The sequence below is a fragment of the Rhizobium sp. USDA 4016 genome (assembly GCF_056279705.1).
This window is the reverse complement of the sequence record NZ_JBWCCY010000004.1, coordinates 950,083-973,619: the sequence shown is the minus strand read 5'-3', so window position 1 is coordinate 973,619 and position 23,537 is coordinate 950,083. Positions and strand designations below refer to the sequence as shown.

General features: G+C 59.9%; 11 protein-coding genes. 5 read left to right on the top strand and 6 right to left on the bottom strand.

What is annotated here, in order from left to right; genetic code table 11:
* The first annotated feature begins 36 nt into the window (after window positions 1-36).
* Genes ACZ9DP_RS19945 through ACZ9DP_RS19935 form a run of 3 tightly spaced genes read left to right on the top strand, consistent with a single transcriptional unit; the run spans window position 37 to window position 11,199 of the window.
* Window positions 37-1,956, top strand: coding sequence for an amino acid adenylation domain-containing protein (locus ACZ9DP_RS19945; protein WP_476203359.1), 1,920 nt, complete (start codon window positions 37-39; stop codon window positions 1,954-1,956).
* Window positions 1,953-9,554: an amino acid adenylation domain-containing protein gene (locus ACZ9DP_RS19940; protein ID WP_476203358.1), complete on the top strand. Its 7,602-nt coding sequence runs from the start codon at window positions 1,953-1,955 to the stop codon at window positions 9,552-9,554. Before ACZ9DP_RS19945 ends, ACZ9DP_RS19940 begins: the two co-directional genes overlap by 4 nt.
* Before the next feature lie 49 nt (window positions 9,555-9,603).
* The gene (locus ACZ9DP_RS19935; protein ID WP_476203357.1) at window positions 9,604-11,199 is read left to right on the top strand and encodes a glucosamine inositolphosphorylceramide transferase family protein; all 1,596 of its coding nucleotides are present in this window, start codon (window positions 9,604-9,606) and stop codon (window positions 11,197-11,199) included.
* Here the strand turns inward: ACZ9DP_RS19935 and ACZ9DP_RS19930 are convergent.
* Entirely contained in the window at window positions 11,123-11,917 is a 795-nt protein-coding gene (locus ACZ9DP_RS19930) for a 4'-phosphopantetheinyl transferase family protein (RefSeq protein WP_476203356.1), read from the bottom strand. The genes ACZ9DP_RS19935 and ACZ9DP_RS19930 overlap by 77 nt on opposite strands.
* Window positions 11,918-12,158: 241 nt before the next feature.
* Here ACZ9DP_RS19930 and ACZ9DP_RS19925 point away from each other — a divergent pair, with 241 nt between their 5' ends.
* Entirely contained in the window at window positions 12,159-13,652 is a 1,494-nt protein-coding gene (locus ACZ9DP_RS19925) for an oligosaccharide flippase family protein (protein WP_476203355.1), read from the top strand.
* A gap of 450 nt (window positions 13,653-14,102) precedes the next feature.
* Here the strand turns inward: ACZ9DP_RS19925 and ACZ9DP_RS19920 are convergent, their stop codons facing one another.
* The 4 genes from ACZ9DP_RS19920 to ACZ9DP_RS19905 all read right to left on the bottom strand — a co-directional run bounded on the left by ACZ9DP_RS19920 (window position 14,103) and on the right by ACZ9DP_RS19905 (window position 20,933).
* Entirely contained in the window at window positions 14,103-14,786 is a 684-nt protein-coding gene (locus ACZ9DP_RS19920) for a sugar transferase (protein WP_074069225.1), read from the bottom strand.
* A gap of 208 nt (window positions 14,787-14,994) precedes the next feature.
* Window positions 14,995-16,296, bottom strand: coding sequence for a glycosyltransferase family 4 protein (locus ACZ9DP_RS19915; RefSeq protein ID WP_476203354.1), 1,302 nt, complete (start codon window positions 16,294-16,296; stop codon window positions 14,995-14,997).
* 3 nt (window positions 16,297-16,299) lie between these two features.
* Window positions 16,300-19,560, bottom strand: a complete 3,261-nt coding sequence (locus tag ACZ9DP_RS19910; RefSeq protein WP_476203353.1) for a nucleotide-binding protein — start codon at window positions 19,558-19,560, stop codon at window positions 16,300-16,302.
* Window positions 19,561-19,592: 32 nt separating this feature from the next.
* Window positions 19,593-20,933: a polysaccharide biosynthesis/export family protein gene (locus ACZ9DP_RS19905; protein ID WP_194727722.1), complete on the bottom strand. Its 1,341-nt coding sequence runs from the start codon at window positions 20,931-20,933 to the stop codon at window positions 19,593-19,595.
* Between the two features lie 303 nt (window positions 20,934-21,236).
* Between ACZ9DP_RS19905 and ACZ9DP_RS19900 the strand changes: the two genes are divergently transcribed.
* The gene (locus ACZ9DP_RS19900; RefSeq protein WP_194727723.1) at window positions 21,237-22,427 is read left to right on the top strand and encodes a glycosyltransferase; all 1,191 of its coding nucleotides are present in this window, start codon (window positions 21,237-21,239) and stop codon (window positions 22,425-22,427) included.
* 42 nt (window positions 22,428-22,469) lie between these two features.
* Here the strand turns inward: ACZ9DP_RS19900 and ACZ9DP_RS19895 are convergent, their stop codons facing one another.
* The gene (locus tag ACZ9DP_RS19895) at window positions 22,470-23,513 is read right to left on the bottom strand and encodes a Gfo/Idh/MocA family protein (RefSeq protein ID WP_239597827.1); all 1,044 of its coding nucleotides are present in this window, start codon (window positions 23,511-23,513) and stop codon (window positions 22,470-22,472) included.
* Window positions 23,514-23,537: the final 24 nt, after the last annotated feature.

Sequence of the window (23,537 nt, the reverse complement as noted above, 5' to 3'; positions counted from 1 at the left end):
ACGATCTCCTGCAGGGCAATGATTGGGGGCAAATCAGTGACTGATCCGGCGTTTCTTGAAACGAACGAAGCCGATGTTGTTGTGTCTTATGACCGGGACCGCTCTCTCCAGGACATCGTACGTCAGCAGGCTCGCATCGCTCCGCAGGCGACGGCGATTGTCTTCGGCGACGAGCGTCTCACCTACGATGAGCTCGACAGATTGTCCGACGCCCTGGCGGGATACCTAGCGGAGCTTGGAATCCGAAAGGGCGATGTCGTGGGTATGCTGCTTCCGCGCGCGCTCAATACCGTCATTTGCATGCTTTCGATCCTGAAGGCCGGCGGCGTCTATGTACCGCTCGATCCGGCCTATCCCGAAGAGCATCTCGCCTATGTCGCCGCCGAGTGCGCCCCCAAGGTTGTCTTCGTCGATGCGGAATCCGCTGGAAGGGCTAGCTCCGTCCCCGACCTGCGCGGCACAATCATCGATGCAGGAGTTGTGATTGGAAGGCTCGCACACAGCGCCGTCGCCAAACGGCCGGCCATCGAGGTCACTGGCAGCGACCCGGCTTACATCATGTACACGTCCGGTTCCACGGGCCGGCCGAAAGGCGTTACGATTGCCCACCGCAGCATCGCGCGGGTCGTCCTCGATCAGAACTATATCGATTTCAGACGTGACGACGTCATCCTTCACGCCGCTACAATCGCCTTTGACGCGACGACCTTCGAAATCTGGGGCGCGCTGCTGAACGGATGCACGGTCGCCGTCATGCCCGATGCCGATTTCTCCCTGGCGCGCCTTGGAGGCGTCATGCGTGACACCGGCGTCAGTATGACCTTTCTCACCACGGGGCTGTTCAATCTCTTCGCGGACTATGCAGGGGGCGATCTGCCGAGGCTGCGCCATGTGCTTTTCGGCGGCGACGTGGGCTCTCCAGTGCATGCCCGGCGATTCCTCCAGCGCTATCCCGGCTGCCGGCTGAGCAACGCCTACGGCCCGACCGAAACAACCGTGTTTGCAGCGGCCTTCACCGTACCGCCAGGCTTTGCGGAGGCGGAGCTGCCGATCGGCAAGGCGATCGCCCATACCGGGATCTGCATTTTGGACGAGGAATTGCGGGAACTTCCGCCCGGCCGCGAGGGGCAGCTTGCGATATCCGGCGACGGCTTGGCGATCGACTATTTCCGTTGTCCGGAGCGCACCGCGGAAAAATTCGTCATGGTCGCCACGGAGGCCGGCCCGAAACGCTGCTATCTGACCGGCGATATCGCCCTTCTCCAGCCCGACGGCACGATAAGCTTCAAGGGACGCCGCGACCGGCAGGTCAAGATCAACGGCAAGCGCATCGAGCTTGACGAGATCGAGACCGCACTGAGGAACGACCCGGCACTCTCCGACGCCATCGTTCTCTGCCACCTCCAGGGTCCCACCCTGAAACGTATCGTCGCCTATCTGCGCCCGCACGCGGAAACTGCGCTTAGCGATCCGGCTTTCGCACAAGAGGTCATGTCGAGGCTGCGCGCCACACTTCCGGTCTACATGATTCCGAGTGCGACCGTCGTGGTCGATGCATTCCCGCTCACCCCGGCCGGCAAGGTCGACCGCGCGAGCCTCCTCCCGCCGCCGGTCGAGGCCGCCCGGCCCGATGCGGACGCCGTGGCAAGCACGCAAGCGGAAACGCTACTGACGCAGCTCTGGAGCGAGGCGTTGGGTGCCGAAGGGATCGATCTCGACAGAAACTTCTTCGATCTCGGCGGCACCTCTCTCCAGCTTCTGCAGGTGCATGCGGGACTGGAAGCAAGGCTCGGGCGCGCCGTGGATGTCGTCGCACTGTTCAAGCATTCGACCATCCGCGAGCTTGCCCGCCATATCGAGGGCAAATCCCAAAACAACGCGCGATCCATCGCCGCTGCCCAGCGGGCGGCACTTCAGAGGAAAACCATGTCCCAGTTCCGAAGGAGCGCTTCATGACGGGAATTCACGAAACCGCCCACGCCGATCTCGATCGAATTGATATCGAGGACGATCAGGGTCCGGGCGGCATCGCGATCATCGGCATGTCCGGGCGCTTCCCCGGCGCACCCTCCGTGGAAGCGCTTTGGGAGCTCGTCCGTGACGGCCGGAATGCCTTTTCGATATTCGCGCCGGACGAAATCGAAGATTGCTTCACCGACGAAGAACGCGCCGCCGCAAATTATGTCGCTGCCCGCCCGCATCTTCCGGACGTGGACATGTTCGACGCCGAATTCTTCGGCATGTTTGCACGCGAGGCAGCACTCACCGATCCGCAGCATCGCGTCTTCCTGGAAATCTGCTGGGAAGCGCTCGAAAACGGCGGCTACGATCCGCATCGCTATCCGGGCATGATCGGCGTCTTTGCCGGCTCGTCGATGCCGACCTATCTGATCAACAACGTCCTTGGCGATCGTGCCAAGGCGGAGGAATTCGCCTCCAATTATCAGATCGGCTGTTTTCAGCAGCTCGTAGGAGCGCTCAACGACGCGCTCGCGACTCGTATTGCCTACAAGTTCGATCTGCGCGGCCCCGCCTTCACGCTGCAATCGGCCTGCTCGACCTCGCTACTTGCCGTGTCGCAGGCCTGCCAGAACCTACAGACCTATGCTTGCGACATGGCGCTCGCTGGCGGCGTGTCCATCACGCTGCCGCAAAAACGGGGGTATATCTACCAGGAAGGCGGCATGGCTTCGGCCGACGGCACCTGCCGGCCCTTCGATGCGAACGCGGATGGAACAGTCTTTGCAAGCGGCGCAGGCGTCGTACTCCTGAAGAGGCTGGAAGACGCGCGAAGGGACCGCGATCGCATCTTCGCAGTCATCCGCGGCTACGGCATCAACAATGATGGCTCCGACAAGGTCGGTTTCACCGCACCGAGCGTCCGCGGACAGGCCGAGGCGATCTCCGCCGCCCTGGCAAATGCAGGAGTGCCAGCCGCATCAATCGGATACGTCGAATGCCACGGGACAGCGACGCCCCTGGGCGATCCCATCGAGTTCGGCGGCCTGAAGGAGGCCTATCTCGACATTGCGGACGCGCGGGAGAGCTGTGCGCTCGGTTCAGTGAAGGGCAATGTCGGGCATATGGACTGTGCTGCAGGCGTATCCGGTCTCATCAAGACAGCGCTGATGCTTCATCGCGGCAAGATTCCGCCGATGCCAAACTATAGCCGCCCCAATCCTCGGCTCAATATCGAGGAGAGCCCCTTTTATATTCCCACCGAAATGACGGACTGGCCGGCACAGGGACATCCGCGCCGCGCAGGCGTCAGCGCCTTCGGCGTCGGCGGCACGAATGTCCACGTCATTCTCGAAGAAGCGATTGGCGAAGACCGCGAGGCATGCTCAGACGTCACCAAGCCGTACATCCTGCCGCTGTCGGCACGCAATCCGGCAGCCTTGTCGGCTATGCGCGCCAATCTCAGCGCTCACCTGACCGAGCGCCCGGAGATTTCGCTCGCAGACGTCGCCGCAACGCTGCAGAACGGCAGATGCGAGTTCAGCCATCGCTTTGCGATATCGGCCCGGACCGTCGAAGAGGCGCGGGATAAGCTCGGCGCGGAACGCACTGCGGATTCCATCGCCTCGGACGCCCCTCCGGTCGCGTTCATGTTTCCGGGACAAGGCGCGCAATATGTCGGCATGGGTGCTGGACTCTATGACAGCGAACCGGAATTCGCACGCTGGATCGACAGGGGCGCCGAACTGCTGAAGCCTATGCTCGGCCTTGATCTTCGGATTTTCATCTGCCATTCCGGACCGGTGCCGGAGTCAATGGCTGACGAACAGCGCAACACGCGCATCGCTCAACCATGCCTCTATCTCGTCGAATATGCGCTGGCACGGCTGTGGATGAGCCGAGGCCTCAGGCCCTACGCGATGATCGGCCATAGCGTCGGCGAGTTCGTAGCAGCAACGCTTGCCAACGTGATTTCTTTCGAAGATGGACTCCGGCTTGTCGCCAGCCGCGGGCGTCTCATGCAAAGCCAGCCGCAAGGCGCGATGGTTTCGGTTCGCGCCGACGCGCAAACCGTCTCCGCTTACCTGAAAGGCGATGTCGAGATCGCCGCCGTCAATGCTCCGAAGCTGTCGGTTATCTCCGGCCCGTTCGCGGAGATCGACGAGGTTTGTTCAGCGCTCGAAGCTGGTGGCATTGCCTTCAGCCGCCTGCACACGTCGCATGCCTTCCATTCGCCGATGATGAACGAGGCGGCAGCCGCACTTTACGAGGAGACAGCCAAGGTAACCTACGGAACCGCAACGGTTCCCTATATCTCTTGCGTGACCGGAGACTGGCAGACGGCGCAACAGGGCACTTCGCCGGATTACTGGGCAAGGCACTGCCGCGACGCCGTTCATTTCGCCGCTGGCCTCGCAAAGCTTTGCGACGGGAGGAAACCCATACTCCTGGAGGTTGGTCCAGGGCGGACGCTCTCCGTATTTGCTTCGCAGACCGTTGCACGGGACAATCTGAATACCGTGATCCAGTCTCTGCCCGAACACGATCGCGCGCCCGAAGCTGCCGATGTCTTCGCCGGCGCCCAAGGCAGATTGTGGATGGCTGGCTGCGTCCTTGAATGGCCGGAACTGCCCAACGGCGCAACGGCACACCTTGATCTGCCGGTCTACCCGTTCCAGCGCCAGCGTCACTGGATCGATGCGCCTCCATCGGCGCGCCGCAATGCGGGCTCTTACGCGCTGTCTCGCTCCGAGCTGCAAATCGTGGTCGAACCTTCGGCTGCGATCCAAATGCCGGCAACTGTCAGCGTCGCTCCAACGAACGCCCCCTCTTCCGCCGATCGTACCCCTGCGCTTGAATGCGAATTGCTGGCCACTCTCGCCGAGATGTCGGGCAATGCATTGAGGCCGGCCGACGTCGCCGCGACATTTATCGAGCTGGGCTTCGATTCCCTCTTCATCGGGCAATTCGCGCAGAGGATCGAGAAGGACTACCGGGTCAAGATTTCGTTCCGCGATCTTCTGAGCACCATTCCGTCGATCGCCAACCTGGCGAAACATCTCGATGAGAAAATGCCGGAGAAAGCGCCGGCAGCATCTCCGCCGCCTGCGGCGCATCTTCTTGCAACAGCGGCGGTTTCTGCCGCGTCGGAGATGCCTCTTGCGCCTACCCCTTCGCCGTCCGCATCGATGGGCGAAGTGCAGGCCCTCATTCAATCGCAGATTCAACTGCTCCAATCACTCTTCGCCCAGCAGCTCCAGTTGCTGCAATCCTCGGCGACCTCTCCACCGGTGGCGGTGGCAGAAAGCGCCGCAACCGTAAGCATGCCGCAGGCGGTACTATCAATTGCTCCGGCTCCAGCTGCTGCTGCCCCGTCCGAAGCGGTAGATGCGCCGGTCACGCCCGCAGAAAGGCTGGAATCCGTCCCGCTCACGGAAGCTCAGACGGAGATCTGGCTGGCAGCCCAGACCGGCGATGAAGCGTCCTGCTCCTTTAACCTGTCCATTTCGCTGACGCTGGACGGCGAGTTCGACGAAGCTGCCTTTTCAAAGGCACTGAGCCTTGTGACGGATCGCCATGATGCGCTTCGAATCCGCTTCAGTCGCGCTGGCGATTACTTCCGCTTCGCCGACGATTTCGCGCTGAAGGCGCCGCTGGTGGATTTCGCCGGCCGGCCCGACGGCGAAGCGCAGCTTCGGGAGATGCTCGACGAGGATGCAAGGACGCCCTTCGACCTCGTCGACGGCCCGCTTGCCCGCGCCTTCATCGCGCGTCTGGCAGTCGACAAGCATGTCTTCGTCTTCAGCGGACACCACATCATCTGCGACGGCTGGTCGATCAGCGTGCTTCTCGACGAGCTAGCGATGGCCTATGCGGCTTTCCGCAACGGCGAGACACCGCAATTCGAGCCGGCGCTCTCCTTTGCCACCTATGCGACGAAGCTTGCGCCCACACCCGAAAAATCCGAGAAGGACGAGCAGTTCTGGCTCGATCAGTTCAAGGAGATTCCGGAACTGCCGGAACTGCCGCTGGACCGGACGCGGCCCGAACATCGCAACTTCGCCAGTGGTACCTGCACGGGCTACATCGAGGGCGATGTCTACAAGGCGCTGAAAAAAGCTGGAGCGCAGTCCGGCGCAACGCTGTTTTCAACCTTGCTGGCGATGCTGCAGGTCGTCGTCTCCCGGCTTTCCAGGCAGGAGGACATCGTGATTGCGGTTCCTGCAGCCGGTCAGAACCTGATCGGAGAAGCGATCCTTTTCGGCCATTGCGTCAATCTCCTGCCAATCCGCCAGACCGTCGCATCACAGACGAGCTTCTGCGAGCATCTGAGGGCAACGCAGCGGCTTGTTCTGCAGGCGGTAGAGCATCAGTCCTGCACCTATGGCACGCTCGTGCGCAAACTCGGCGTAAAGCGGGATTCGCGCCGCCTGCCATTGACGGAAATCCAGTTCAATCTGGACCACACCGCAGCAGATCAGCCCTTCGGGAACCTGACGGCAAACATGGCCAACAACGTGAAGGGCTTTTCCAATTTCGACATGTTCTTTTGCGCGTTCGAAGAAGAAAACGCCGTCCGCATCGATGTCGAATACAATGCGGAGGTCTTCGACCGATCGACGATCGAGCGCTGGATCCACCATTTCGCAACGCTCGCCGAAGCGCTGTCCAAGAACATCGACGTCGAGATCTCGAGGCTGCCGTTATTGAGCGACGACGAACGCGGCTGGCTGATCGACGGCTTGAACGACACGGCCGCAAACTATCCGCGAGATGAGCACGTGGTCTCCCTCTTCGCCCGCAAGGCGTCGAAGCAGCCCGATGCGATTGCAGCCGAACATGGCGGCCGCTCCATCACTTACGGCAGGCTGGAAGCCCGCTCCAATCAGTTTGCCCGATATATTCAAGAGGCGATTCCCGAGCCCGGCCAGCGCATCGCACTGCTCGTCGACCGGTCGCTAGACATGGTCGTGGCGCTGCTGGCGATCATGAAGGCCGGGCACACCTACGTGCCCATGGATCTTTCCCATCCTGAAGAGCGCCTCTGCCAGACCCTCGACGTCGCGCGCGTCGGCGGCCTGATATGCGACAGCGATGCCATGGCGTCCCTCGCCCCCGCAAACATTCCCGTTATTCGCATCGACGAGGAAGCAAAGGCGGTAGGCCGAATGACCAGCACTGCGCTTGACGCTCTGCCGCCCGATTCCGCTGCCCCTGCATATGTCATCTTTACCTCCGGCTCGACCGGGGCACCCAAGGGCGTCGAAGTGTCCCATCGGGCGCTGACGAACTTCCTCCTCTCCATGGCGAAGGAGCCCGGCTTCACCGATCGGGATACGATCCTTGCGGTGACGACGATCTCGTTCGACATCGCGGGGCTCGAGCTCTACCTGCCGCTCGTTACCGGTGGGAAGATGGTGATTGCCGACCGGCAGCAGGTGCAGGATGGCTTCGCCATTGTCGATCTCGTGGAAAAGAGCGGTGCGACCGTGCTTCAGGCGACCCCCACGCTCTGGCAGATGCTTGTCGAGGCCGGCCTCGAGGACAAACCGCACCTCAAGATGCTGTGCGGCGGAGAGCCCATGCCGAAAGAACTCGCCAAATCCCTGCTGAAAATCGGCGGCGAGCTCTGGAACATGTATGGCCCGACGGAGACGACGGTCTGGTCGTCCGTCGCGCGCATTACCGACGCGGAGGCACCGATCACCATCGGCCATCCGATTGCCAATACCCAGCTTTACATCGTCGACCGCAACAACGACATCGCGCCCATCGGCGTCACCGGCGAGCTGTGCATTGGCGGCGACGGCCTGGCGAACGGCTACTTCGACCGGCTGGATCTGACCGAGAAGGCCTTCGTTCCGATCTCCTTCGGTTCGAACCGGCCAACGCGGCTCTATCGGACCGGCGATGTCGGACGCCGTCTTGCGAACGGTTCGCTGCAACTGCTCGGACGCCGAGACCAGCAGATCAAGCTCCGCGGCTTCCGCATCGAACTCGGCGATATCGAAGCCGTCGTTTCGAAGGCTCCCGGCGTGCGCCAATGCGCGGTCGTCGCTGCGGAGAAAAAGAGTGACGGCAAATTGCTCGTTGGATACATCGTACCGGAAGCAGGCGCCGAGCCGAGCGCAGCCGAGCTCTCGGACTTCGCCACGGCGAAGCTGCCCCGCTACATGGTGCCGACCTACTGGGTGACCGTCAGCGAACTGCCGCAGACAGGCAACGGCAAGCTCGATCGCAAGACGTTGCAGCAGCGTGGAATTCCTGCCCACAGCACCGAGGCTAAAAAAACCAAACCGCGCACTCCAATGGAAGAGCAACTAGCGGCTATTTGGCAGGACATACTCGGCAGCCAGGATATCGGCGTGGACGACAATCTCTATGCGCTTGGAGCCGACTCCCTCACGATTTTCCGCATGGCAGCGCGCATGCTGGACGCCAATCTCCCGCTGGAAGCCAAGCACCTCTTGCGCTACCCGTCTATCGCGCAATTGGCCAGGTTTGCCGAACAGCAGATCCGGCGGCGAGAGAAGCTGTCCAAACGCCTCTCCTCAATGTGGTGTAGCGTCTTGAACGTTGACCAACTGCAGCCTGATGACGATTTCTTTGCCGTCGGCGGCAACTCCGTTCTCGCGGCAAAACTCCTGCAAGAAGTAGAGGCGGCCTACAAGATCGTTCCAAATCCCGAAATGATTTCCAAATTTCGGACATTCCAGGATTTCACGGCAAAAATCGCCAAGACACTGGAAGGCGTTGACACGGAGTCGTCCCTTTGGGAATTGGTGACATGCAAGACAGGCAGCAGCGATGCTGTTGTCTATACGTTCAATCATCCATTCCTGTATTACGCGCTCGCCACCGAGATCGACGACAGCATTTCCGTTCACAACCTGAACATGTTCAGCGCTGATTTGACGAGCGCACCGGCGGATATGTCGGTGGAAGATATAGCCAGACAAGCGATCGAAGCGATGAAAATTCCGGTGGGAACCCGTCGTTTGGCCCTGGTCGGTCTGTGTGTGAACGGCATTTTGGTCATGGAGATCAGCCGGCAGTTGCGCGAAAGCGGTATAGACGTGCGCTGTACCGCTGCCATCGATAGCTGGTGCCCCACATTCGTATCATCGCTGCCCAAGAGCCGCCTAATGTGGTGGCAGACGGAGCGGCGCGCGAAGCGGGTCTTGCACTTCACCAGCAAGCTGATGAAGGGGGACATTACCGCCCAGGATTACTTCAGGCACTTCAACATCTCATGGAAGCTGATGCAGCTTCTTCACGTGAAAAGTGCCGAACCTTTGGAATCAGATCGCGCCAATGCGATGGTCACTGCGTTCATGAATTCCGCAGCCGCGCATCACAATGACCCGGCGATCAGAGATTCATCAATTGTCCTGGTGCGCAGTCAGGCGCACAATAGCCGGGCACGAAAGTTGAGGTTCGGCTGGAGGAACGCCGTCGCCGAGGACACGCCAGTGCTCGACCTGGAAGGCTGGCATGAGGACTCGCTGATAGATTCCGGCAAGGCTCTGGCAAGTCTCATATCCGCGCGGCTTGGAGTCTCCTCGGACGTGTCATCAGGCGGAATAGCTCACTGAGCGCAATCCGTCAGACGTTCGTCTATTTTGGGAGCACGCGTGGATGGGAATGGCAGCACACAGACCTTTGAAAGTTGCGGTCCTGGCAAAGTCGAGGGATCGGCTCGAAGCATGGCAATTGATGGTGCTTGACCGGCTTGCTTCCGAGCCTCTTTTTGATCTTGCAAGCATCATCGTGCATCAGACGGCACCTAAGGTTCGGGTTCCGAAGCTCTTCGCACTCGAGGCCCGTCTGGAACGCAGGTTCCTTACCCATGAGACCCCCTATCTGCCGAAATCCTTTTCGCCGGAAACCCAGCGGTTCGACGACATGGGATCGCGCGATTTAGAAATGTTGGAGAGCCAGGACATCCTTCGACGCCTCATGCAGGACCTGGAAGTGGACATCGTCATTCGTATGACGCCCTCGGGCCTGCCATCAGGCGTAAGTGATGCCTTGCCGTTCGGAGAATGGGCGTTGAGTTGCAGCGATCAGGTCTCGGACAATGTCGACTGGTTCGCCTATCGTGGCACAATTTCGAAGGCGGCATCGGTCGAGCTCTTGCTTTATAAATCCGGAGCACCAGACGGAAGCGTTGACGTCATCGCGTCTTCCTTCTTCAATACCAAGACAAGTGCTGCGCGCGTTGCCGCCTCCATTAAGGAGCGTGGCGTGACCTTGCTTATGCGCGAATTGAGACGCCTTGCCGAAACACGGCAACTGCATGTGATCGCCCGCCGGCCCATCCCGGCAATCCCCCCGCCGTCCGCGTCAGACCTTGGCCGCTACGTTGCTACGCTTGCTGGCGACCTCGCCGCACGTTGCATCAAAATGCTGAGGAAGAAGCTTCATTCCGGTTCGTCCGTTTGGGCCCTCTATACTGGCGGGGGTCACATCGAGGATTTCGACCCACAGCAATCCGTTGAAATTCCGCCAACGATGAACGAGATCAAGGCGGATCCGTTCCTTTTCGAATACGAGAACGAATGTTACCTCTTCTGCGAAGCCTATGCGGATGGCCAGAAGAATGCCCACATTGCCGTCGGGCGCTTCCGCGGAGACAAGCTCGAACACCTCGGGATAGCCTTGCGTTGCGAGCACCACCTTTCCTACCCTTTTGTCTTCAGGGATGGCGAGGATATTTTCATGATGCCCGAGCGGCACCAATCGCGCCAGATCCAGATCTGGCGCTGCGTCGAATTTCCGCTGAAATGGGAATTGTACTCGACGGCGCTCGAAGGCAGGTCGGCCGCCGACAGCGTGCTGATGCGTCATGGAGGAAAATGGTGGCTTTTCACCAATCTGTCGGATTTCCACGACTATGAAGATCACTGCAGCGAACTCTATGTTTTCGAGGTCGACGGTCCAAAGCTCGAGCGCGTGACGCCGCACCGGCATAATCCGGTCGTCATAGACAGCACGCTCGCGCGAAATGCCGGACGCATGTTCGAACGCGGCGGCCGCCTTTACAGGCCATCGCAGCGCAATGCCTATGGCATCTACGGATATGGACTGAACATCATGGAAATCGACGAGCTGAGCCTCGACAGCTACAGCGAGCGGTGCATACGAACGATTACGCCGGACTTCAAGAAAGGCCTGCTTGGCTGCCATCATTTTGATGAGGCGGCCAATCGTTACGTTCTGGATGCGCGCTTGACATAAAGAACAGGGCGTTTTCGTCTCGATAGTTCAGGCTGACATGCCTTCCGCCGGTCAGCGCCGCAAGCGTCCCGACAAATGGAGGTGGCATTTCGAGGTCGAACAGACTCCAATCCGTCGGCGTATTTCCGTCTGCATCCAGGCGCTCAAGGCGCGGCGGAAGACCATCGCCAACGGTGACGTCGAATGCATCCAGAGGAAACGAGAGACCGACCCCGATCGCCTTGACGAAGGCTTCTTTGCGTGTCCAGACGGAATAAAACGCCCGACGATACTCTGCGGCCGGAAGTGCAGCGAGGGTCATTTCCTCCTTCGGCGACAGGAAACGGCTGACATTGTCTTCCTTCAGAGGCCGGACCTCTTCTATGTCTATCCCGACCTGGTAGCAGCTTGATACCGCAAGCGCCGCCATCCCGCCGCAATGGCTGAGGTTGAAATGCAACATCCTGCCGTTCGACGCTGCGATGCGCGGCTTGCCATAGGCATTGTAGCTCAGGCTGAGGCGGCTGGCCTCAATTCCGAGGTAGCTGCCGACAATTCGACGCAGCCCCGACCGGCCTGCAACGAACCTGCGGCGATCACGCTCGTGGACAAAGCGCGCTGCCGCATCGAGCTCGCGGGCCGTCAATGGCGTTGCGAGATATGGTGCCTGCGAAGTGCTCGCCTCCTCCAGGTTCCATATCCAGATATCGATGACATCAGCGCTCAAGCCGTCACGCATTACCCCCACCCCCCTGCCGACAGTTCATAGAGAGCGATCAGGACCGCCGTTTGTCTGCCAGCCAAGCTCAGAATGGCAGCAGGCGTCACCTGCACGGAGCACCAGTTTGTCTGGTCTGCGGCCCGACAGGCAAGCTATCCAAAGTCGGTAGAGAGATACGCTTATGGGCACCTTGGCCATGCTCCGGCCTTCGCCGTATTTTGGTAATCTTCAAAGTGCCGGCACCGATGGAGTCGTATTAATGAGTTCGCGTGAGCCATCGTCGCTATCCAGCCTGACGGCAAAAGCCGGCACCTGGACGGTCGGCAGCAAGTTGGCTTCAAAGGCACTGGATTTCGTAACGCTCCTGTGTCTCGCCCGGCTGCTCGGCCCATCCGATTTCGGACTGGTGGCGATGGCGATGTCTTCGGTTCTCATAGCCGAGGCGATTTTCGAGATGCCGGTTGCCGCCGCACTCATCAGAGACCCGTCGCCGACCAAGGATATGTTCGACACGGCTCTGACGATCGGCCTGACAAGGGGTCTGATCGTTGGCATGCTGCTGTGTGCGCTCGCCTATCCGCTCGCATTGTTCTATGACGAGCCGCGGCTGACCACCCTGATCTGCGTGCTTTCGCTGGCGCCTGTCATGCGCGGACTTAAGAGCCCGAAGCTGATACTTTTTACGCAGCGCTTCGATTTTCGCCCGGACTTCATCCTGGAGGCCGCGGGCAAGATAGCCTCCTTGTGTGCTGCCGTAGCCATGGCCTTGTATACCGGAAGCTACTGGGCGATCGCGGTTGGCACGGTTGTCGGCCCGATGCTGATGATGATCGTCTCCTATATTTACGCGCCACAGCGGCCAGTTCTGTCACTCAAGGACTGGTCGATGTTTGCGCCCATTGTCGGATGGTACATGCTGTCGCAAATTCTCCAATCGGTGAACTGGCAGCTCGAAAAACTCCTCCTGCCGCGCTTTATGGACCTGGTTTCCTTCGGCCGCTATTCCGTTGCAAGCGACATTACTGCCGTTCCCTATCAGTCGGTGGTCCAACCGCTCTTCAGGCCGTTTCTCGTCGCATTCTCGCAGATTCCGTCGCATGAAGAGCTTGGTGAAGCCTATCTGCGCGCCACAAGCACGATCGTCTTCCTGGTCGCGCCGGCGCTTGTGCTTCTGTCGATCCTCGCGGATGTGGTCGTCACGATATTGCTTGGGCCTTCCTGGCATGGTGCCGCCTTCATCCTCACATGCCTGCCGCTGATCGCCATCATCAGCCTTCCCACGGCACTCGTGAACTCCATTTGCTTCCTGGCCGACAAGATGCATCTGATCGTCGTCAAGAACGTCATCGAGCTTTGCTCCAAAATGATGCTGATCTGCTCGCTCGGATATGCTTACGGGCTGTATGGCATACTGGCCGGACAGGCGATCGCCGCCGCGATAAGCCTCACCACTTCGCTTGCCATCGTCCGTGCATCGATCGGCCTGAGCCTTGCCCGGCAAGCCAAGGAAGGGGTCAAATATTTCGCTCCGATCTTGTTGATGGCGCTCTGCCTGGTGCCGGGAATCTATCTCGGCGACTCCGTTGACCATCCTCTGCGGCAGTTGTGGCTATCGATTGCAACGGCCGCCGCTGCAGCGCTTGTCTATCTTGGCAGCATGTTTTTCATGGCCCGCATGTCTTCGTCCGAAGGACTGCATGAATACGACTTCGTCATGCAATATCTGAGAAAGAGGTTCAGGCCGGCCATTTAATGGATGCAGTTCTGCCTGTTCGTAATCTATCGGTTTCCCTGATCGAACGGCGCGAGCTGCTGTCAAATATAGCCTCTGCTGCCCTTATTTTTCAGGCTATAAAACCGATGGGAAAGCCAAGTAGACTTGCGAGATAGAGGAGAATCGCCATAAAAGGAGCACAACCGGACGCATAATTGGCATGTCGATTGACATTCATGCTTGCTGTTGTCTTCGTCGAAGCGAAGAATGTTTTGCGGGCAGTTCAGTTTGAAGTTGCGCGAAGCAAGGCGTCTAAGCCCAACCAGTTTCGAAGCCAAGGGGTCTTGGTGTTGAAACGTCGGCAGGAGGCCGGACGGATGCATTCAAAAGTCCCTTTCGAACGCATGCGTTCTCCCACCGCAAAATTCGTTCTGCGGTGGGCGGCTATTCTCTTTTGCCTGGTGATATGGGGCGCCGTGATGGCCTTTTTCATCTGGTAGATTCGTTGCGCGCGAAAAGAACGATGCCGATCGTCTTCCAGATAATCTTCAAATCAGCCGACATCGAGCAGCTGTGATAATAGTCCACGTCGAACTGCACCCGTTCATCATAGGTCGTGTCCTTGTTCCGGTGCACCTGCCATAGACCGGTAAGGCCCGGCGTCATGGCGAGATAGTAATGGATCTGACGGCCGTAACGCTCCATTTCATCGGCCACGATCGGCCGCGGCCCGACAAGGCTCATATCGCCGCAAAAGACGTTCCAGAGCTGCGGCAGCTCGTCGAGGCTCGTCATCCGGAGATATTTTCCGAGCCAATGGACGCGCGGGTCGTTGACCAGCTTCTGGGTTTCATTCCATTCGGCGCGCCGCACGGGATCGTTGGCGAGAATGCTGGCCAGCCGCGCATCGGCGTCCTTCCGCATCGAGCGGAATTTCAGGCATGGGAATGAACGGCCGTAGCGGCCGACACGCTCGTGTCGGAATATGAGCGGCCGCCCATCAACCAGCAGCAGGGCCACCGCGATAAGCGCGAAAAACGGCAGAAAGAAAACCAGCGCCGATCCGGAAATCAGGATGTCCCCGGCACGCTTCAGGCGATAATCTCTCGACGTCGGCCGTCGTAGCCGAGCCGATTGCCCGTCCTGAGCAACGCCATCAAAGAACGATAGCATTTTGAAACCCCGTTTGTATCTCAACCCACAGTTAAGGTTGGCAGTGTCGGCCAGAATAGACAATTGACCAGAACGGCTAAGCCTTAGTCAGATAGAAGTAGGCCCGAATACCGATGGCGGGACCATTGATTTATTCACCTCTTAAAACTGTCGATACACGAGAGGACGCAACCGCTTTCAATAAGGGTATCTGCTTGATGCCGTTCAATTAAATGAATGGATGGCGATAGGCGGCGGATCGATTGCCGGATCGTTCAGGTAGCCGACTGGCAACGCCAGCCAAGCTCGTTCGCGCCAAGATCCGGCCGTAGAGAGCGATCAGCGCTTCGCCCCAGGTTTCCGGCGAATGAGCAAGCCCGGGCGCCTTGCTGAGGCCGTTCAAGCTCATGGAGCGTACCACCGCATCATCGGCTGCGAGCCGTCGCATTGCCGTCGCCAGCGATCCGATGTTCCCCGTCCTGAATGTCAGCGCGCAACCGAATTCCTCAAGCTCGTTTCCCAACAAGGCGGCGTCCGGCACAATAACGGGAATTCCGCTTCCGATCGCTTCGACGGCTGCAAGCGCGAAAGGTTCCGGCACGCGCGACGACACGACGATGGCGCGCGCATTGCGCAGGAGTTCGTGCATCTCCCCTTTCGCTTTCCAGCCGTGGATGACGACTTCAGGATAGTCGCGTTCCAATATCGACCGCCCTGCGCCATCGCCAATGATCTGGAGCCTCACATTGGCAAGCCGCGCCGCCCGCGCGGCATCCTCGAACCCTTTTTCCGGCTCGAGCCTTCCCACGAAGAAGAAATCCCGCATCGTCCAGGGTTCGGCCCCTCTGCGCAGAAACGGCTCCACCGGATTGCGAATGGTCTCGATATGATCGGTGCAGATGCCGGCGCGCTCGAAATATTCACGCATCCGCTGATGCACTATGACGATATTGGCCGGGAGCTCGTCCGTCGGATAGAGCCGCTCACGCAGCAAGTGGCGTGCAGAACGCCAGATCTTCTCGTGATAGCCGCGTTTGTCGCATTGCGTCATCATGCACGGCACCGACATCGGCGTGAGCGTGCAGACGGTGTCTTTCCGGTAGTTCGCAAAGCCGCCGTTTGGGCAGCACAGGAAATAATCGTGTGCATGCAGAACCACGCGCTGGCGGACGGGCCACAGGGCCTGGAAGATGGAAGGCGAAAGGATCTTCGACCAGCCATGGACGTGATAGATGGTCGAGGCCGTGTCGGCACTATCGATGACCTCGCGCACGGCATCGAGAGCCTGCCTGTTGTAAAGCCCGTTGATCGAGGCTGCGATCCGCCCCTGGGCGGTCAGCGGTGCGCCGCCGAGATTGATGGTGTCGTCCGCCGGCAGCTCGCTTCCGGCCGCGTCGCCCGCCAGATAGGTTACGGGAATGCCGGCGCGTTTGAGCAAATGCGCCGACAGAATGGCGAGGTTGGAGGCTCCCCCGACCTTTGTCGAACGGTCATTGATGACGACAACACGATCGGGATAACGCTGAATCACGACCTACCCCATCGTCCTGATATTCTGCGGGGCAAGCCTGCCCATCAGAAGATCGAAAATTGCGATCGCATTGCCCTTCAGACGCCCTTTCCGGTCGACCCAGGGTTCGGGGCGCCAGGCTTTGACAAGATTGGCGGCCAGGTTCCGGCCCATTTGCGCAGCCGCCCGCCCCGAACTCAGGGTGTTCTTGCGCACGAGATAGATGGGATTGGCGATCTGCGAATATCCGAACTTGATGCCGGTCGTTCGACCGGCCTTCGTGCCGAGATGCACGCCCTGCAGATGGTCGGCACAAATGACTTCGCCATATCGCGCCATCATGCGGCTGAAGTCGACATCTTCAAGCCAGCCATAAAACGGCAGATTCTCGTCAAACCGGACGCCTGAAGCCATGATCGCCGAAACACGGACAGCCATGTTGCAGCCATAGGCGTTATAGATCGGCTTAAAGGATTTCTCCCGTTTCTGCGGGCGGCGAACCTTCTGTACGAGTTTCAGGCCGTCGCAGACCGAGATACCCGCCCCGGTGATCCCGTCGGCGATGACCGTGCCCGTCGACATGACGATATCGCGCCGGGTGCGAAACAGCAGCTCAGTGTCCTCGATATAAGTGGGCGTCATCAGGAAATCGTCGTCGAGGAAGAGCACCACATCCGCACCGACGATGCTGTCGAGAATTGTATTGCGCTGAAGGCAAAGTCCGCGCTCTGAAACCAGTACCCTGACCGGACATGCGAGAGAGGAAAGGCTCGCTCGGTCGACATCCTCAAGCGAGGGCACGCAGATGACGACCTCCTCGGGCTGACGCGTCTGGTGCGATATATGGGGAAGCACGGCAGAAAGGATTTCGCGCCTGCCCGAACTCGCGATGCCGACAGCCACCTTGAGCGGGCGCCCGCGCGGCTTGTCATTGAAGGCCAGATGGGGAGCGGCCGGTTTTGCGGTAGGTTCGCTCCGCCGCGACGAAACAGGCTTTCCCGGTGAACGCTTGCTGCCACCGCTGCGATTAGCGATGATCCCGAGCAGGTTCACCCGCGACGCGCCGAAGCTCGCAAGCGCGGCCGACAGCCGCTCGATGGTCATTTTCTTCGGCTTGCCGACGACAATGGCGATGCCATCCAGAATGTTGAAGATATGTCGGGTATCCGCCGAGCCTTCGAATGCCGCAAGATCGACGATGACGACGCCGTAGTTCTGGCGGAGTAGCTCAATTTCCGTCTTGAGCGCGGCAAGATGACCGAATATCTGGTGGCACGCGGCAGACCGCCTTGTCTCCTCAACGGTCAGCACGGGAACCAGCGTGGAGGCTTCAGCATGCTCGTCGTCCCTGTTTCTCCTGCTCCTGCGGCCGTGCTCATCGTGACCCGCCCCGACATGTTCGGCGGCTTGCGGCTCATGCGCGCCAACATGATCCATCCGCAGCAAGCCGAGCCCGAAGTCCTCCCCGGCGGCACTCACCACTTTGCTCAGGAAGCCTTTTTGGAAATCGGCATCGACGAGGACGACCGGCGTGCCTTCATTCTGGTAGAGCTGCGCGAGGTTCGCCGCAACCGTCGTCTTTCCCTCGCCGCTGCCGACCGACGTGATGCCGATGACCATTGGCGAATTGGGGCGGAATGCCGAACCAATGGAGTTCTTCACGCCTCGCAAGGCTTCGGTGAAATCGGAATAGGGCGCATCGAGCACACCCCGCAACGGCATCGCGGCCTGCAGGTTTGCCGCCTTCGCCCCGGCGGGCAAAACTGCCGTTGCGCCCTGAAGAGGCAGGCTGCCGAGCGACGCTATACCGAGTTCCTGCCGCAACCTGGAGTTCAAGTGAATCCCCTTGCCCCTTCCATCAAAAAGCAGCGCGAGCAGGAGACCACCGGCCAGGCCCATCAGCGTGGTGAAGGGCAGGATAATGGAGGGTTTCGGCGAGCTCTTCGTCAGCGGCGCGGACGCGGCCGTCACGACACGGGCATCTCCGAGCGGGAAAGACTGCTTCTGCAACGTGCCCGTCAGTTGTTGGAGAATTCCTTCATAGATGCGGCGATAGGTCGTCGCACGGCTTTCCATTTCGGTGAGTTTCACACGCGCCAGGTTTTTGTCCGTGCCGGTAGCAGTCAGCGCCGCCATCTGGTCATTGAGGAGGCGTTCGCGGGTTTGCGCGACCTGCAGGTTCGTTTTGTATACTTCCTGGATGCGGACGAGTTCGTTCCTGATATCGCCGGTTAGCCGTGCAACTTCCTCTTTGGCGGCCGCGATCGCGGGATTGCCGGGATCGTAGCGGCTTATCAGATTGTTCAGCCTGGTCGTAGCAAGGCTGACGTCTTCCTGGAGTTTCTGTATGCGGGGGTTGTCGATCGTCTCCTGAACGCTGCCGCGAACCGTTTCCCCCGCCATCATCCGATTGAGGGTATCGAGCTTGGCGGACGCGGCAGCGGTCTCGGCGCTTGCGGAAATGGCTTGGCTGCTGATCTCGGACAATTGCTGCTGGTCCAGGGACGATGTGGTGCCGAGTTCCATGATGCCGTTCATGGCCCGGAATTCTTCTGCATCCAATGCCGCCTGCCGGGCTTGCTTCTCCACGTCGATCAACCGGGTTTCCAGCCAGTTCGCCCCGCTTTGCGCTGCTGCGGCGCGCGCGGAGACGGCCGAATCCATATAAGCTTGCGCAAGGGCGTTCGCGACGCGAGCCGCCTTTTGCGGATCGGTAGATTTGTAGCCGATTTCGAGGATATAGGATTGCCCTACCCTGACGACCGAGACCCGCGACAGGAACGACGCCATCGTCCTGCGCATGCGTATCTCCTCGTCCGACGCCTCCTGGCCGGGTGCGGCGGGTGCAGCCGCTTCGCCGATCATCGACTGCAGCCAGTCCTTGACGATCGACCGCCACGACGCATTGTCCTGGATTTCCGGATCCTCGGAGAGATTGAGTTTGTTGATGACCGCTTTCGCGATCGGCTCCGACTGGATGATCTCCACCTGACTGGCGATTTCAGCCGCCTCGATGATGATCGTTCCAGTGAAAGCATCCTGGGACGCGATCCGGCCCTGCTCGGGATCCATGACGAGGCGGGCAGCCGCGAAGAAGAGCGGCGGCTGGGTGGCGACGTAAACACCGCCCGCGGCAGCGCCTACCGCTGTGAACAAGGCAAGTATCAAGGTGTGGCGCCTCAGAAAGCGCCATATGTCGCCGAACGATATATTTTCCGTGTCAGCTGATTGCTTCTTGCCGAACTGATCGCCGGGGATAAGCTTGCCGATGTCGTGAACAACCATATTGTTTTGCCCGATCCTCGAATTCATATGATTTACTGCACCCGCGGAGGAGGATTGGCGGACGAAAGCATCGAGCCGTCCAGGTTCTTGGAGACATTGTAGCGAACGTCCAGCACATCCCCCGGCTCAAGCTCAGCGCTATCGGGAACCGGAGCGGCAGTGCCCGAGTCACCGCCGCGGGTCAGCCAATATTCCAGCGGTTGCACGTCGACGGCCTGGAGGCTTTCATAGCGTGCAATGGATGCGCCTGCGGCCTGCAGCAGCTGAACGGTCGTGGAGCGCTTCAACCGCACGTCTTCCAGCTCCGCTTCTGTTACCTGCAGTTCCTGCCCCACCTCTGTCTTGCGCTCGCCCTTCAGGTTGAGTGCTTCGCGTTCGGTTTCGTTCAGCTTCTGCTTGGCCTGCATGGACGCGACGACCAGATCGAGCTTGTCGCTCTGCATATCGGCGACGATACGTTCGAGGGATGTCTTGCGGGAGGTGGTCAGGATCTTGGTGTCGACGAGTTTTGCGATGTCGCCAAGCTCATCCTGGGCGATCTGGACTTGCCTTTCCTGCGCCACCATCTTCTCGTCGAGCACAGTGATCTCGCTTCGCAAGAGCTTCATGAGATCTGCTGCGGATTCCAGCTGGTGCCGCAAGGCGTCGGCTCTTGCCGTGAAGAGAGCGCTTTCGCTTTTCAGTATCTGGCCCACGACTGAACCTTCGGGGGCGCCGGTCAGTTCCGGAGGAAAATCCACGGAAGGCTTGTCGTTCAGCTCGGCGATCAGCCTGGCGCGGCGGGCCATGAGCTGTTTTGCCTGAAGCTCGAGGCGGCTGAATTCCCCGGCGTAACGAATCTGCTCGGCGTCGGCATATTCGCCGGAGCGGTCGTTGCGGCGTTCCCGTCCGCCAGCCAGGGCAAGCGCTTGCTTGACGGTCAGTCCTGGCCGGAATTCGAACTCGTTCGGCCGCTCGACGGCACCCGTTACATAGACCATCGGATATCTGGCGATCTCAACCGAGGCGATGGGAGCGGTCGCAAGCCCCGTCAGTTTTTTGATCCTCTCACCGATCAGGATCGCCGTTTCTTCCGTCGTCTTACCGAGAACGGCAATCTCGCCGACCATCGGCATCGAGATATCGCCGCGCTGAGACACGGCAAATTCGCCGTTGAGAGCGGTCCATTCTTTGTACTCGCCCGTTGAAGACACCCATTCCACGACCGAGACCTTCATCCTCGTCTGCGCTCTGATGCGGTAGCTGTCGTCTGCGGCATGGACGGCTTGTCCGGTCAAAGCGGTGCCAATGAGCCCTGCCGCCATGATGAAGCGGAGGACACGACGGGCGCCGGGCAATGCGGTTTTTGAATTGCGTACGGCAGCAATGGGCATGGCGCGACCTTGTTTTCCTCGTCATTCTGCAGCGGGCAAACCGCCGAATTTCGATGATGCGCCTAATGCAACTCGAGTAAATCCACCGCGACGCAGGCTGCTTTAGTCCAATCTGAGGAAGACGGAGTAGAAAACCACCGGCCGCTTCCCCCAGTTGCGGTATCTCCGGCGAAGTGCCCACTCCACATAGGTCTTTCGGCCGTGGCTCTACCCCGTTTTAGGGCCGTTGCAGACCAATCTAGGCTCTGTGGAATGTCCCCCGCTTCAACGATGATGACTCGACTGGTTGGCGAGGGAAACATCATGCGTGTCGCGATTGTTCATTACTGGCTGGTTTCGATGCGCGGCGGCGAGAAGGTCGTCGAGGCCCTCTGCGACATGTTCCCAGACGCCGACATCTTCACCCTCGTTTACGATGAAAGCCGTGTCTCCGAAAAAATAAGGGGGCATGTTGTCAAGACGTCGTTTCTGCAGCGCTTGCCGGGTGCCGTCAGGCATTATCAGTCGCTGCTTCCGCTGATGCCCTTCGCGCTCGAAAGCCTCGACCTCAGCGGATACGACCTGATCATCTCAAGCGAATCAGGCCCCGCCAAAGGCATCATTGCTCCGCCGCATTCGACACATGTCTGCTACTGCCATTCGCCGATGCGCTATATCTGGGACCACTATCACGTCTATCGTTCGCATGCCGGCCTCGCTTCCAGAATGATGCTTCCGGTGATCGCCCCGCTTCTGCGGTCCTGGGATGTCAGCACCAGCATGCGCGTCGACCGTTTCGTCGCGAATTCGCACCATGTAAAAGCGCGCATCGGCAAGTATTACGGACGCTCCGCCACGGTCGTCTATCCGCCAGTAGCAGTCGAGGACTATGCGCCGTCGGATACCATCGAGGACTTTTATCTTTGCGCCGGGCAGCTCGTCTCCTACAAGCGGGTCGATCTCGCCGTGAGGGCCTTTTCCAAAATGGGACGCAACCTCGTCGTCATCGGCGAAGGCAAAGAGCTTGCCATGCTGAAGTCGATCGCGGGGCCGACCGTGAAATTCCTGGGGCGGGTGCCCTTTCCGGTTCTCAAGGAAAAACTGGCCCGATGCCGCGCCCTGATCTTCCCCGGAGAGGAGGATTTCGGCCTTGTCCCGGTGGAAGCCATGGCGAGCGGCCGGCCGGTCATCGCTTTCGGCAGTGGCGGAGCGCTTGAAACGGTCGTGCCGGGAGAAACCGGCCTCCTCTTCTACGAGCAGAACGTTGAAGCCATCGTCGACGCAGTGCGGTCGTTCGAAGAACACGCCGAGGATTTCGATCCCGAAACCATTCGCACGCACGCAGCGCGGTTCAGCACCAGGAATTTCAAGTTCGGCATGGACTCGATCATCCAGGAGGAACTTCGGGCGAGAAGAAGTAGCGCGCTTGCTGCGAGCTCCCATGCGGAGGCCCGCCGGTTTCCTCTGGACAGCGTCTTTCCCGTCCCCCCGCCTGGAACGGATATCGTCCACTGACGGAGCGTCCGCGTTGGCAGGGCGCGCAGAGCTTTTGCGAAATCACACCTTCAGTTCACGCCGTTCGCGCTCGGTGATCATGGCAAGATCGATCACCTTCTGCAGGTTGGCGGCGTGGCGGAAGTTGGGGTCTGGCTGCAGGCCGCTCATCACCGCGTCGGCAAAGCGCTGGTAGTTGGTCGCCACCGGAGCGGCCTCGATCTCCCTCCAGGTCGCACTTTCGACGTTGTCGCCGAGGCAGCCGCGCAAATCCGAGCCGGAAGGGCGATGGTTGACCTCAAGACTTCCCCTCTCGCCGTAGATGCGAAGCTTGAGCTCGTTCAAGTGGCCCGTCGCCCAGCGGCTGGCATGCACCACGCCGAGCGCGCCATTGGCGAAATCGAGCGACATCGTGAAGCTGTCGTTCGCATCCAGAAGATATTCGCCGATCTGGCCGCCCGGTACCTTGTTGAAGGTCTTCAGCCGGGCAAAGACGTGATCGATATCGGTCGCTGCACCATAAGCGGCGAAATCGAGGATGTGGATGCCGACATCGCCGAGCACACCGGTCGAGCCGTGGCCGGTCGAAAGGCGCCAGAGCCAAGTCGATTCCGTGCGCCAGTCGCCCCAGGCGCGCGACACGAGCCAGCTCTGCAGATAGGATGCTTCTACATGCTTGATGGTGCCGAGCTCGCCGGCGAGTACCATCTCGCGGGCGCGCTGCAGCGGCGCGACGTTGCGGTAGGTGAGGTTCACCATGTTGACGACGCCTGCCGTTTCCGCCGCTTCCGTCATCTCCAGAGCCTTCGGATAGTTTTCCGCCAGCGGCTTCTCGCAGAGCACATGCTTGCCGGCAGCAATCAGCGCCATGGTCGTCGGGTGATGGATGCGGTCCGGCGTGACGTTCGTCGCGGCGTCGAAATCACCCCAGGCTATGGCGTCGTCCAATGTCAGGAAACGCTTTTCGACGCCGAATTCATCGGCGAAGAGCTTCAGGCGATCGGGATCGGTATCGACCGCGCCGACGACCTCGACACCATCCATGTGCGCGAAATGGCGCAACTGGTTCTTCGCCATCACGCCCGTACCAAGAACGAGTAGTCGCATGGATGCTCCTCAGCAGTGAGCGGC

Coding starts and splice junctions, on each gene's coding strand:
- ACZ9DP_RS19925 (WP_476203355.1), top strand. CDS start 12,159: ATGAGTTCGCGTGAGCCATCGTCGCTATCCAGCCTGACGGCAAAAGCC.
- ACZ9DP_RS19940 (WP_476203358.1), top strand. CDS start 1,953: ATGACGGGAATTCACGAAACCGCCCACGCCGATCTCGATCGAATTGAT.
- ACZ9DP_RS19910 (WP_476203353.1), bottom strand. CDS start 19,560: ATGGTTGTTCACGACATCGGCAAGCTTATCCCCGGCGATCAGTTCGGC.
- ACZ9DP_RS19930 (WP_476203356.1), bottom strand. CDS start 11,917: ATGCGTGACGGCTTGAGCGCTGATGTCATCGATATCTGGATATGGAAC.
- ACZ9DP_RS19900 (WP_194727723.1), top strand. CDS start 21,237: ATGCGTGTCGCGATTGTTCATTACTGGCTGGTTTCGATGCGCGGCGGC.
- ACZ9DP_RS19920 (WP_074069225.1), bottom strand. CDS start 14,786: ATGCTATCGTTCTTTGATGGCGTTGCTCAGGACGGGCAATCGGCTCGG.
- ACZ9DP_RS19905 (WP_194727722.1), bottom strand. CDS start 20,933: ATGCCCATTGCTGCCGTACGCAATTCAAAAACCGCATTGCCCGGCGCC.
- ACZ9DP_RS19895 (WP_239597827.1), bottom strand. CDS start 23,513: ATGCGACTACTCGTTCTTGGTACGGGCGTGATGGCGAAGAACCAGTTG.
- ACZ9DP_RS19935 (WP_476203357.1), top strand. CDS start 9,604: ATGGCAGCACACAGACCTTTGAAAGTTGCGGTCCTGGCAAAGTCGAGG.